The 12005-nt window shown below is 67.6% G+C and carries 12 protein-coding genes and 2 riboswitches; of the genes, 3 read left to right on the forward strand and 9 right to left on the reverse strand.

What is annotated here, in order from left to right; all coding sequences use genetic code 11:
- Positions 1 to 166 precede the first annotated feature (166 nt).
- From cobU to KYN89_RS11425, 9 genes are read right to left on the reverse strand one after another with little or no spacing between them, the layout of a single operon-like run.
- Positions 167 to 670, reverse strand: a complete 504-nt coding sequence (gene cobU, locus KYN89_RS11385; RefSeq protein ID WP_222825164.1) for a bifunctional adenosylcobinamide kinase/adenosylcobinamide-phosphate guanylyltransferase — start codon at positions 668 to 670, stop codon at positions 167 to 169.
- Complete coding sequence (locus tag KYN89_RS11390) at positions 667 to 2124, reverse strand: cobyric acid synthase (RefSeq protein WP_222825165.1); 1458 nt, start codon at positions 2122 to 2124, stop codon at positions 667 to 669. Before KYN89_RS11390 ends, cobU begins: the two co-directional genes overlap by 4 nt.
- Positions 2112 to 3047, reverse strand: a complete 936-nt coding sequence (cbiB, locus tag KYN89_RS11395; RefSeq protein ID WP_222825166.1) for an adenosylcobinamide-phosphate synthase CbiB — start codon at positions 3045 to 3047, stop codon at positions 2112 to 2114. The genes KYN89_RS11390 and cbiB overlap by 13 nt, the downstream gene beginning before the upstream one ends.
- Positions 3040 to 4023, reverse strand: coding sequence for a threonine-phosphate decarboxylase CobD (cobD, locus tag KYN89_RS11400; RefSeq protein WP_222825167.1), 984 nt, complete (start codon positions 4021 to 4023; stop codon positions 3040 to 3042). The genes cbiB and cobD overlap by 8 nt, the downstream gene beginning before the upstream one ends.
- Positions 4020 to 4730, reverse strand: coding sequence for an adenosylcobinamide-GDP ribazoletransferase (locus tag KYN89_RS11405; protein WP_222825168.1), 711 nt, complete (start codon positions 4728 to 4730; stop codon positions 4020 to 4022). The genes cobD and KYN89_RS11405 overlap by 4 nt, the downstream gene beginning before the upstream one ends.
- On the reverse strand, positions 4727 to 5302 hold the full coding sequence (locus KYN89_RS11410; RefSeq protein WP_222825169.1) for a histidine phosphatase family protein: 576 nt from the start codon (positions 5300 to 5302) through the stop codon (positions 4727 to 4729). The genes KYN89_RS11405 and KYN89_RS11410 overlap by 4 nt, the downstream gene beginning before the upstream one ends.
- Entirely contained in the window at positions 5299 to 6315 is a 1017-nt protein-coding gene (cobT, locus tag KYN89_RS11415; RefSeq protein WP_222825170.1) for a nicotinate-nucleotide--dimethylbenzimidazole phosphoribosyltransferase, read from the reverse strand. The genes KYN89_RS11410 and cobT overlap by 4 nt, the downstream gene beginning before the upstream one ends.
- The gene (locus tag KYN89_RS11420) at positions 6312 to 6722 is read right to left on the reverse strand and encodes a DUF1636 domain-containing protein (RefSeq protein WP_222825171.1); all 411 of its coding nucleotides are present in this window, start codon (positions 6720 to 6722) and stop codon (positions 6312 to 6314) included. Before KYN89_RS11420 ends, cobT begins: the two co-directional genes overlap by 4 nt.
- Positions 6719 to 8638 carry a TonB-dependent receptor plug domain-containing protein gene (locus KYN89_RS11425; protein ID WP_222825172.1) on the reverse strand — a complete coding sequence of 640 codons (1920 nt, stop codon included), beginning with the start codon at positions 8636 to 8638 and terminating at the stop codon, positions 6719 to 6721. Before KYN89_RS11425 ends, KYN89_RS11420 begins: the two co-directional genes overlap by 4 nt.
- Before the next feature lie 171 nt (positions 8639 to 8809).
- Positions 8810 to 9001, reverse strand: a riboswitch (cobalamin riboswitch).
- 72 nt (positions 9002 to 9073) lie between these two features.
- A riboswitch (cobalamin riboswitch) is annotated at positions 9074 to 9285 on the forward strand.
- A 209-nt stretch (positions 9286 to 9494) separates the two neighbouring features.
- On the opposite strand from KYN89_RS11425, the gene KYN89_RS11430 reads away from it, so the two are divergent.
- Genes KYN89_RS11430 through KYN89_RS11440 form a run of 3 tightly spaced genes read left to right on the forward strand, consistent with a single transcriptional unit; the run spans position 9495 to position 12003 of the window.
- Entirely contained in the window at positions 9495 to 10097 is a 603-nt protein-coding gene (locus tag KYN89_RS11430; protein WP_222825173.1) for a hypothetical protein, read from the forward strand.
- Positions 10094 to 10708: a cob(I)yrinic acid a,c-diamide adenosyltransferase gene (cobO, locus tag KYN89_RS11435; protein ID WP_222825174.1), complete on the forward strand. Its 615-nt coding sequence runs from the start codon at positions 10094 to 10096 to the stop codon at positions 10706 to 10708. The genes KYN89_RS11430 and cobO overlap by 4 nt, the downstream gene beginning before the upstream one ends.
- Positions 10705 to 12003, forward strand: a complete 1299-nt coding sequence (locus KYN89_RS11440; RefSeq protein WP_222825175.1) for a cobyrinic acid a,c-diamide synthase CobB — start codon at positions 10705 to 10707, stop codon at positions 12001 to 12003. Before cobO ends, KYN89_RS11440 begins: the two co-directional genes overlap by 4 nt.
- The last annotated feature ends 2 nt before the right edge of the window (positions 12004 to 12005 follow it).

The raw sequence follows: 12005 nt of genomic DNA on the forward strand, positions 1-12005 counted from the left end.
AAATGAAATATCGAGCGCATCGGCTTGAGTGACCCTGCCTAGAAAATACTTGGACGAGAAGGCAGAACCGCTCCGTCTCCGCCATTTTCCGACTCCGATGCCCGCTGGTTATACAACACGGCCTGTGAGGTAGCCCCTCCCCGGCCGGAAATACGTCATTGGCGACTCATGCTTTCAGAGATAGCGGCAGCCCCGCCGCCACCAGCACAACTTCGTCCACGACGCCGGCAATCCGCTGGTTGAGCCTCCCCGCTTCGTCCCGGAAGCGGCGCGCGAGGGCATTGTCCGGCACGATGCCGAAGCCGACCTCGTTCGCGACCAGCGCGATCGGATGTCGGCATTCGCCGATCGCACGCTCGATCGCGTCGACCGGCACCGGCCGATCGGCGAGGATGAGGTTGGACAGCCACAGCGTCAGGCAATCGACGAGGATCGCATCGGCCTTTGCATCCGCCTCGGCGATCGCCGCCGGCAGGTCGAGCGGAGCTTCGATGGTGAACCATCGCTCGCCGCGATCTGCGCGGTGACGGTCGATCCGCTGGTGCATCTCGTCATCGCGCGCTTCCGCCGTCGCGATATAGGCAAGCCGTCCGTCGATCGCTTCGCTGCGTTGCTGCGCGTAGCGGCTCTTGCCAGAGCGCGCGCCTCCCAGGACCAGCAGGCTCGTCATATGGCGTTCTCCCGTGCCAGCGCGATCAACCCGTCGATGTCGAGCGCGTCTTCCAGCCTGGCCGCGATATCCTCCAGCGCCGCGTCGACCCGGTCCGCATGCGGCTGCGCGTGCGAGGGAGCGTCGATTTTCGCCAGCAGCGCGCGGCGCAAGGGGCCCGATTCCAGCAATCCGTGGCAATAGGTCCCCATCACTGTGCCGTCGGCGCTCTGCGCCCCGTCCGCATGGCCCTCGCCCAGCTCAGCAAAAGGGCGCTTCGTATCGGGCCCGGTGGTCTGGCCGATGTGGATCTCGTACCCCTCGAACCCGGCACCCATCGCCTGACCGCGCACCTGGCTGACCCGCTTGTCGCCGGTCAGCACGGTTTCCACATCGAGCAGGCCAAGCCCGTCCGCTCGCCCCGCCGTACCTTCGATGCCGAGCGGGTCGGCAATCGAGCGGCCCAGCATCTGGTAGCCGCCGCAAATCCCCAGCACCGCGCCGCCGCGCCGGTGGTGGGCGATGATGTCGATGTCCCACCCCTGCTCGCGGATGAACGCAAGGTCGGCAATGGTCGCCTTGGAGCCGGGCAGCACGATCATGTCGACCAGCGGGATCGGCGTGTCGGGCGGCACCATCACGAGTTCGACAGAGGGTTCGCTCTTCAGCGCATCGAGATCGTCAAAATTGGCGATGCGCGGCAGGATTGGGCAGGCGATGCGTTTCGGGCCGGAGCTGGCGGCGGCTGCGCGTTCGAGGACGACCGCATCCTCGCTCGGCAAATGATGCGCCTTGGCCAACCACGGCACCACGCCATAGCCGCGCCACCGCGTCAGTTGCTCGATAGCGGCATAGCCATCGGTGAATAGCGCGGGGTCGCCGCGGAATTTGTTGACGATGAAGCCGCGGATCATCGCCGCATCGGCGGGGTCGATCACGGCGCGCGTCCCGGCCAGCGCCGCGATCACGCCGCCGCGGTCGATATCGCCGACCAGCACGACCGGGACATCGGCCGCGCGGGCAAAGCCCATATTGGCGATGTCGCCCGCGCGCAGGTTGATCTCCGCGGGCGATCCCGCGCCTTCGACGACCACGATATCGCACCGCGCCGATAGCCGGCGATAGCTCTCCATCACTTCGCCCAGCAGGGCACCCCGCGCCTGCCTGAACGATCCCGAACCCAGCGTGCCGCGCATCCTGCCATGGACAACGACCTGCGAGGTATGGTCCGCCTGCGGCTTGAGCAGCACGGGGTTCATGTCGACATGCAACTCCGCCCGCGCGGCCACCGCCTGCAACGCCTGCGCCCGGCCGATCTCGCCGCCTTCGGGCGTGACGGCGGCATTGTTGGACATGTTCTGCGGCTTGAACGGCAGCACCGCGATCCCGCGATTGGCGAGCGCGCGGCACAGGCCCGCGACCAGCACCGATTTGCCTACGTCGGAGCCCGTCCCCTGCAACATCAGGCCAGCCATGCAAATGCTCCCGCAATGATGAGCGTGATGAGCCACGCAAGCGATACGATCCGGATCGCCCGGCGCAGATCGCCGGGCGTCGCCTCGCCGCCGCTACCGATGAAGAGTTTTTCATGCCCGACCTCGTCGTAGCTGACCGGTCCGGCAAGGCGGACGCCAAGCGCGCCCGCCATCGCCGCTTCGGGCCAGCCGGCATTGGGCGATGCGTGGCGCGCGTGGTCGCGCCACATGATCCGCCAGCCGCCAGGCCCGGCGAGGCAGATCAGGATCGCGGCGAGGCGTGCGGGCACGAAATTCGCGAGATCGTCGATCCGCGCGGCCGCCCAGCCGAAATCGCGCCACGGCTCCTCGATATGGCCGATCATGCTGTCGGCGGTGTTGATCGCCTTGAACATCCAGATGCCGGGGAGGCCCAGCACCGCGAACCAGAAGACAGGCGCGATCACTCCGTCGCAAAAGCTCTCCGCCAGACTCTCGATCGCGGCGCGCGCCACGCCCGCCTCGTCCAGAGCGGCCGTATCGCGGCCCACGATCATGGCCACCGCCTGCCGCGCGGCAGGAAGATCGCCCGTGGCGAGCGCGCTCGACACGGCACGCACATGGTCGATCAGGCTGCGCTGGGCGATGGCGGGAAAGGCGAGGAGCGCGACGAGCGGCCAGCCGTTTTCGCCCAACATCTGCCGGACGACGGCTTGAGCCGCCCACCCAACCCCACCGGCAGTCGCTATAACCGCAAGCATGGTCGCGATGCCTCCAAGGCGACGTTGCCTTGCGCTGTACTGGGGCCGGTTGAGCATCTCCGCGCCCGCCGAGATCATCCGAGCAAAGCCGCCGACCGGATGCCCCACGCGCCGGTAGAGCCAGCCGGGCCAGCCAAACGCCGCATCCAGGGCCATCGCGGCGGCGAGTACCGGATCAGCCATCGTCCAGCGCCCTTGCAAACCGCTGCATCTGCGCTTCATTTGCCGGCACGCCGAAGCGCAGCCAGTCCGACCGATCCGCGAAGGGCCGGGTGAGGATGCGATGCCGGGCGAGGCGATCGAAAAGCGCGCCCGCGTTCTCCGCCCGGACCAGCCGGAACAGCGGCGACGCGCCCTGTGGCTCCATCCCATGCTGAGACAGGATTCGGTCAAACTGCGCGGCGCGAGCGGCCAGCGCGGTGCGCGTAGCGTTGATCCATGCGCTATCGGAATAGGCGCGTTCACCGATCGCGAGTGCCGCGCCCGATAAGGGCCAGTCGCCGAGCAGATCGCGCAGTGCGGAGATGACGTCGGGCGGCGCGATCGCGAAGCCCAGCCGCACCCCCGCCAGCCCGAAGAACTTGCCGAAGGACCGCAGCACGATGAGTCGGCGCGCGGGATCGACTTCAGGCGCAATGCTGACCAGCGGCATGGTGTCGACGAACGCCTCGTCCACGATCAGCCAGCCGCCAGCCTCCTCCTGCAGCGCGAACCATTCGCGCAGCATCGCGGGCGGTGTGACGCGGCCATCGGGATTGTTGGGATTGGCGATGACGAGAGCATTCGCGCCATCGCCGTCGCGCGGCTCAACCACCGGGTCGGCTTGTGAAAACATCGCGGCGTGCGTGCGATAGCACGGCTGGATATAGCGCCCCGGCAGGCCGAGGATCGCGGCAATCAGCCGCAGCCCGATCTCGCTTCCCGGCAACGCGCAGCACAGCGATGGATCGACGCCGAAATACTGCGCGGCGATCCCCTCCAGCCCGGCCAGCGCCGAGGGATCGGGCAGAGCATGCCAGTCGGGTGCCAGATCGCGCGGCACCGGCCAGGGGCACGGATTGATCCCGGTCGAGAGGTCGAGCCATTCTTCCCGCGCTCCGCCGAAACGCGCGCAGGCCGCATCGAGCCTGCCGCCATGCCAGTCGAACGCGCCGCTCATGATGCAGCGATCCAGGCGAGCAGCAGCACGGTCTCGACGACTTCTATGCCCGCGCCGTGGCTGTCGCCGGATATGCCGCCAAGGCGCGAACGGACCCAGAGCGCCCACACCCCGATCGCCGGAGCCGCCACCAGCAAGGCGGGCGCAAGCCAGCACAGGACCGCGGCGACAATGATCCAGCCCGTCAGATCGTACCAGCGCAGCGCCATGGCGAACTGCGTCCCCATGCCTTCATGCAGCGGCGGCAGGACCTTCGCCCACAGCAGAGGGCCCATCCGGGCGATGCAACAGATCGCGGGCAACACCCAGAGAGCGTCGCTTTTCGAAAGCGCCGAAAGCAGCGCAAGCTTGGCGCATAACTGCAGGCCGATGGCGACCGTACCGAAACTGCCGATATGCGGATCGGCCAAGATCTCCGAGATCCGGCTGGCGTCCTTGTGCGCCCCGCCCGAAGCATCGGCCACGTCGCCCAAGCCATCGAGATGAAGCGCGCCGGTGATGGCCGCCCAGGCGACAAGCCCCGCCGCGCCCGCGACCAGCGGATCGACCAATCCGCCGACCCATACCGCGCCCCACACCGCCAGCCCCACGATCACGCCTGTCAGCGGAAACCAGCGCATAGCCCCCGCCATATCGCGCGTGTCCGCGGCGACCGCGGGGAGCGGCACGCGGGTCATGAACTGGATGGCGAGGATGAGCGATTTCATGTGCGCAGGCCCACGATCTGTCCGCTTGCCGGTTCGCTCCCCTCGCCGCGCCAGACGCGGATCGAGAGCAACGCGCCATAGGGCAGGTCGAACGCCCAGACGGCGTGATGATCCAGCCCGGTGAGAACCGAGACCGCCGCCCGCATCGCCCCGGCGTGGGAGACCACGATGGTGGGTCGGTCGAGGTCGACGATGGCATTGCCGACCCTGCCCAGCAGGTCGCTCCACCGCTCGCCATCGGGCGGCGGGTTGGCATCGGGATCAGACCAGAAATCCTTGAGCTGCCGGGGGGGCAGCGCGGCGGATGGCTTGCCGTCCCACGCGCCGAAATCGAGCTCCCTCCAGCGCGGATCGATCCTCAGCGGGAACGCGCGGGCATCGGCAATCGCGCGTGCGCCATCGCTTGCACGGCTGAGGTCCGATGAGACCACTTCTGCCGCGCCCAGACCCTGCGCATGATCGATCAGTGCACTATGCGCGCCCGGGGCCGCCGGTTCGTCATGATGGCCCAGCATCAGCCCGGTGCGCAGCGGTGGGCCATGGCGCAGCAGGTGGAGGGCGAAGGGCTTCATGTCGCCCCTGCCACCGCAGCTTCGGCAAAAGTCGCCATCCGGTCATGCGCGGCCAGCGCGGAGCGGACGATCTGCACCGCCACCGCCGCGCCCGAGCCTTCGCCCAGCCGCATGTCGAGCGCGAGCAGAGGATCGAGCCCGAGCGCGTCGAGCAGGCGGCCATGCGCATTCTCGGCAGAGCGATGCGACGCGAGGCAGTGATCGACGATGGCCGGTGCCTCTGCCGCCAGCGGTGCGATGGCCGCGCAGCCGATGAACCCGTCGAGCATCACCGGAATGCGCCTGTGGCGCGCGGCGAGCACCGCCCCCGCCATCGCCGCGATCTCGCGCCCGCCGAGCCGCCGCAGCGTCTCGAAGGCATTGGTACTTGCAGTGCCATGCAAGGCCAGCGCAGCCTCCACCAGCGCGCGCTTGCGGGCGAGAATCGCATCGTCAACGCCGGTGCCCCTGCCGACCCATGCCTCTGCCTCGCCCCCAAGCGCGGCGGCACACAACGCAGCTGCGGGTGTGGTGTTGCCGATGCCCATCTCGCCGGGAACGAACAGCTGGCATCCCTCCGGCACCGCAGCCGCCCCCCGGTTCAGCGCGTCGAGGCATTCCGCCTCGCTCATCGCGGGCGCGCGCGAAATATCGGCGGTGGGCGTATCGAGGTCGAGCGGAATCACCGCGAGGCTCGCCCCGCAGGCATGAGTGAGCGCGTTGATCGCCGCCCCGCCATGCTGGAAGTTCGCGACCATCTGCGCGGTCACTTCGGTGGGAAAGGCGCTGACGCCTTGCGCTGCGCAGCCGTGATTGCCCGCGAAGACCACGACATCGATCCGATCCGCCGTAGGTCGGGGCGTGCCATGCCAGCCGGCCATGAAGACAGCGATCTCCTCCAGCCTGCCGAGCGAACCCGCCGGTTTGGTCAGCTCCGCCTGCCGCGCAGCCGCGGCGGCACGCACCTTCGGATCGGGCTCGGGCAGCATGGCGAGCGCATGGGCGAACGCGGCGGGATCGGCGAAAGCGGTCATGTCGCGACCTTTCCTTCGGGCGGCACGCGCACGATGAAGTGGCCTTTCACCCCTGCGGGCCAGTTCGCATAGGCGACCTTGCCGTGCTCGCTTTCGGCGTGATGCGCGGTGTATTCGAGGATCGCCTCGGCGCTCTCGCTGTCGGGCGTAAAGTCGCCGAGCACATAGCCGATCTTGCCCGGCCCGCGCACATGCACGGTGCAGTGCCGCTGGCACGCGAACAGACAGGGCATCTCCTCGATCGCGATGTCGGCGTAGCGCTCGCTCGCGCCCCGCGCCTCGCGCAGCGCCTGCGCAAGGCGCGCGCCGCCGCGCTGCCCGTCGTCGTCTTCGCGACGATCGGCGGACAGGCGGCAGGTGCTGCACACGACGACAGATGCGCCGCTGCTGGCAGGCGCCAGCGTCACAGCCGCGTCCTCAGGCCGATATGAACGCTGCGACCAAGCGTGCCGTACCCCTTGGCGGTGACGTAGTCGGTGTCGAACAGGTTCTCGACCCGGCCATAGAGCACCAGCGGCCCGCTCACGTGCCACTCGCCGCGCAGATCTGTCAGCAGGTAGTCGTCCAGCATGTCGCCGCCTGCCCGGTCCGTGCTTTCGCCCGAATAGCGCAGCGCGATGCTCAAGGAATGGCCCTGCCGCGCCTGATAGCCGATCGCGGCATTGGCGAGGTATTGCGGCACGCGCGGCAATTGCTGGCCGAAGGTTGAGCCCTCGGTGCGATCCTCGGCCTCGACCCAGCTGAAATTGCCGCGCGCGAAGATCGGTCCAAAGCGCGCGTCACCCGCGACTTCGACGCCGCGTGCATGGCTCTGATCGATATTGGCGTAATAGCCGAAGCGCTCCACATCGCTGCCGGGAATGAAGCATTCCGGCGGCAGCGGGGCCGACGACGGGCAGTAAGCGAAATCGATCAGATTATCGGTGTCGCGCTCGAAATAGACCGCCGAGAACGTCACACGCTCATCCAGCAGATCATGCTCGATCCCCGCTTCCCAGCCCTTGGCATGCTCGGGGTCGAGGTCCGCGAAGCCATACTGGCTGAACAGCTGGTAGAGCGAGGGTGCCTTGAAGCCTTCCGAATAGTTCGCCCGCAGCCGCGTGCCGCCATGCCAAGGTTCGAAACTTGCGCCTGCGCTGAACACCGTGTTGTCGCCGAAGCGCGTGTGATCGTCATAACGCACCCCGCCATCGATCGTCAGCCCGGCCACCGGCGTGACGCGCGCCAGCGCATACAGGCTGTTCGTGTCCGCCTTCGCGCGGGTGACATCGACCGGCGCGTTATTGTCGCGCGGGGAGGCAGTGCGCATGCGCTGTTCCTCGCGCTCTGCTCCGAAGGACACCTGCACCATGTCGGATAGCGTCAGGTCGCCCTGATATTCATAGCGGCGCGTGCGCCCCTGCGCGTCGAAGGTCTTGGTGCGGACCGATCTTGCGGGATCGAAATTGTCGCGGTCGGTCCGGGTCTCGATGAAGGCGATGCGGTTGACGAGCCGACCGTCGAGCACGGTCGCGTTGATCCCGGCATAGGTCGCCCAGGTCTGCGTCACGCCATAGGCCAGCGTATCGCCCGAAGAGCCGTCGAAATCATTGCTGCCATGCGAGTAATAGCCGCGCAGGTCTGCCGAGAGCGTGGGCGCAATCCTGGCGGTCAGCGTGCCGCTGGCCGACTGGCGCTCAAAGCCGTCGCGCTCGGTCCCGCTGGCGCGCGCCGAGATTCCGTCGGTGGTGAAAGTGCTGCCCGCGATCCGCCAGTCGAGCAGCTTGCCGCTGCCGCCGACACCCGCACGCGCATTCAGCGTGTTGCGCGATCCACCCTCTATCGAGACACGGCCCTCCAGCGGCGCGGTCGGCCGGTTGGTGAGCACGTTGACCACGCCGCCGATGGCATTGCTGCCCCACAGGATCGACTGCGGCCCGCGCAGGATCTCGATCCGCTCGATATCGTCGGCGAACAGGTTACCGAAATCCGCGCCGCCATCGGTGGTAGAGGCATCGGCCAGCCGCATCCCGTCGACGACGAGGACGGTCTGCCCCGGATCGGACCCGCGGATGCGCAGCGAGGTGGCCGTGCCGTAGCCACCATTGCGGCTCAGGCTGATACCGGGGGTGCGCAGCAGCACATCGGACACCGCCAGCGGCTGCTCCTGCTCGATCCGCTTGAGGTCAAGCACGGTCACCGAGGACGACACCCGATCGGTCTCGACCGGCGTTCTGAGCGCGGAGACGACGATGGTATCATCGGCATCCTCCGCGTGGGCGGCAGTGGAAAGCGAAAGGACGGCGGCAAGCGCCAGGATGGAAACAGGATAGTTTTCGGGCATGAACATTCCCCAGAAGTGACACGACGCTCCGCGCGGATCGTGTCGGGGGAATGACGGGAACAGGCACCGCGAGGCGCACGCACCAGCCATCCCGTCCGGCACGCGCCGCACGAGGCAATGGCTGTCGTTTCTCGAGGAAGACCCCGTTCGGCCGGCACACCCTGTCCGGACGAAGAACGACGGCGTCAGGCAGGTCTCCTGGCTCGCGGGTCGATGCCGGTCGGGCCGCCTTCTCGGGCCGCTTGCGCGCCCCAATGGCATGATGGCCGATGGCTCTCCGCTCACAGTTGCAGGGGCAGCCACGGTCTTTAACCGCGTTCCCTTTCAATCCCCTCTCGGGGAACCTGAAGCTTGGCGGCCCGATATGCGGGGGCGGCGCGCGTGGCAAGCCCGTTGTGCAAGCGCGAAGTCTTGCCTGCGCTGCCAATCCTCCATATCAGGGGCGGCGTAACGGGTGCCCGCAAGGGCTTAATCGGGAAGTCCGGCAGGCTGGCACCGCCAGCCCAATCCGGCACTGCTCCCGCAACTGTATGCCGGTGAGCGGACCGCCATCGCGCCATTGAACGGGCATCGTGCCCTTTCGAGAAGGCGGCGGTCTCCGCGTCGAACCGGCAAGTCAGGAAACCGGCCCGTTGCCGTCGTTCTTCGCCCGGGCGGGATGTACCGGTCGAAAGAGGGTCCGATCCCTTGGTGGACGACACCTGTGTGTGCGTTGAAGAGGGAGGGCCGTCATCCGGCACTCGCGATCCTGTTTGTGCGCCATGGCCCCCGGTCATGGCCTTCTGTCCCGTGGCACCCGCCTTTCCGGCCGGGCGCACCGGGCAACGCATCGTTGCAACTTCAAGGGAGTCCAATGATGTCCGATCTATCCACCACCGCCCCGTCCGGTCACGCAATCCGGCGGTTCGATATTCTCGTCTTCGCTGCGCTTGCCGCGGTCATGCTGGCGACCCGTCCGCATTCGCTGAGCGAGTTCGTGCACCTGCCCGAAACCAGCCTTGCCAGCTTCCTCGTCGCCGGGTTCTACATTCGCCCGCGCCTCGCCTTCCCAGCACTGTTCGCACTCGCTTTCGCGATCGATCTCGCGGTGATCGGTGTCGAGGGTGGGGAAAGCTTCTGCTTCACCCCTGCCTACTGGATGCTGCTGCCCGCCTATGGCGTGATGTGGCTGGCGGGCCGCTTCACCGCCGCCCGGCTCGAGCTGAAGCTGGCGCATTTGCCCGCGCTGATCGCCACCGTCGCGGGTGCGGCCTTCGTTTCCAACGCCTTTTCCAGCGGTGGGTTCTATGCGCTGAGCGGACATTTCCCCGATGCGAGCCTGGCCGGCTGGCTGCCGCGCCTCGAACGCTATTTCCCCGGCACGCTGATCGCGACGCTGAGCTGGACCGGCATCGCCGTGATCGCGCATGTCGCGGCGCGCAGCCTGACGGGCCAGCGCGTGCCGGACAGCACCCGGTGAGCGAGGCCGACAAGGAAGAGATCGACCGCCGCCACCGTGCCCGCACCGCGAAGCACAAGGCGGTGGTCGACAAGCGCATCGCCGCTGCACAGGAGGACAAGGGCCTGCTGCTGGTCCTGACCGGGAACGGCAAGGGCAAGTCCTCCTCCGCCTTCGGCATGGTCGCGCGCACGCTGGGCTATGGCCACAAGGCGGCGGTGTTCCAGTTCATCAAGGGCAAGGAGGAAGTGGGCGAGCGCGCCTTTTTCGCTCGCGACCCCAACATGCGCTGGGAACGCTGCGGCGAGGGTTTCACTTGGGAAACGCAGGACCGGGACCGCGATATCGCCGCCGCCCGCGCGGGATGGGAAAAGGCGAAGGAGGCGCTCGCCGATCCCTCGATCCACCTCGTGGTGCTGGACGAGCTGACCTATCTGGTCACTTATCGCTATCTCTCGCTGGAAGAGATCATGCCCGCGATCGAGGCCCGCCCGCCGATGCAGCATGTGGTGATAACGGGCCGCGCGGCGCATGATGACTTCATCGAGGCGGCGGACACGGTCAGCTCGATCCGCGATGTGAAGCATGCCTTTCGCGCCGGGGTTCGCGCGCAGAAAGGCATCGATCTTTGACCGGCAGCGCGAGCTGCCCCGCGCTGCTGGTCGCCGCGCCCGCGTCGGGGCAAGGGAAAACCACCGTCACCGCCGCCCTCGCGCGCCGCTACCGCGATCGTGGCCTGCGGGTGCGCGTGTTCAAGTGCGGGCCCGACTTCCTCGACCCGATGATCCTCGAGCGGGCGAGCGGCCATCCGGTCCGCTCGCTCGACCTGTTCATGGTGGGCGAGGATGATTGCCGCCGCCTGCTCTACGAGGCGGCGTGCGAGGCGGACATTATCCTCGTCGAAGGCGTGATGGGCCTGTTCGACGGCGATCCGTCGGCTGCCGATATCGCCGCGCGCTTCGGACTGCCGGTGCTGGCGGTGATCGACGGTTCGGCCATGGCGCAAAGCTTCGGCGCGATCGTCCACGGCCTCGCTACCTACCGCAGCGACATCGCGCTGCACGGCGCGATCGCCAATCGAGTGGGAAGCGCGCGCCATGCCGCCATGCTGGAAGACAGCGTGCGCGCGCCGGTGCGGTGGCTGGGCGCGGTGGAGCGCAGCGCCGACTTCGCCTTGCCCGAGCGCCATCTCGGCCTGCTGATAGCGGATGAGATCGCCGGCCTGGACGAACGGATTGCAGCGTGCGCGCGGGGGCTTCCAGCCGCAGTGAACGACCTGCCGCCGCCGGTCACCTTCACCCCCGGAACTGATTACGCCGCGCTGCCGGCAGACCTTAAAGGACAACGCATCGCGATCGCACGCGATGCCTGTTTTGCCTTCATCTATCCCGACAATCTGGCGGTGCTTCGCGAGCTGGGGGCGGACCTCCATTTCTTCTCACCGCTTGCAGGAGACTCGTTGCCCGATTTCGATGCGCTCTGGCTCCCCGGCGGTTATCCCGAACTCCATGCCGAAGCGCTGGCGAACAATGGCGCGTTTCTGGATGCGCTGCGGGCCCATCACGAACGGGGCAAGCCGATCCTCGCCGAATGCGGCGGCATGATGGTGTGTGCGCAAGAGCTGGAGACGATCGACGGGCAGACCCACGTCATGGCGGGACTCTTGCCCGGCCGCACGATCATGCAGTCGCGCCTTGGCGGTCTCGGCCTGCAGGAATGCCCGTGGCCCGGCGGCACGCTGCGCGGACACGGCTTTCACTATTCGCGGATCGAGACCGATCTCGCGCCCTTCGCCCAGACCCGCAATCCCAACGGCGGACGCAGCGAAGCGCTGTTCATACGCGGATCGCTGCGGGCGAGCTATGTCCATTCCTATTTCAGATCGAACAGTGCCGCAGCGGCATCGCTCTTCCGGATCACCGAATAGCG

This window comes from Alteriqipengyuania abyssalis (assembly GCF_019857185.1).
Taxonomy (GTDB): domain Bacteria; phylum Pseudomonadota; class Alphaproteobacteria; order Sphingomonadales; family Sphingomonadaceae; genus Alteriqipengyuania; species Alteriqipengyuania abyssalis.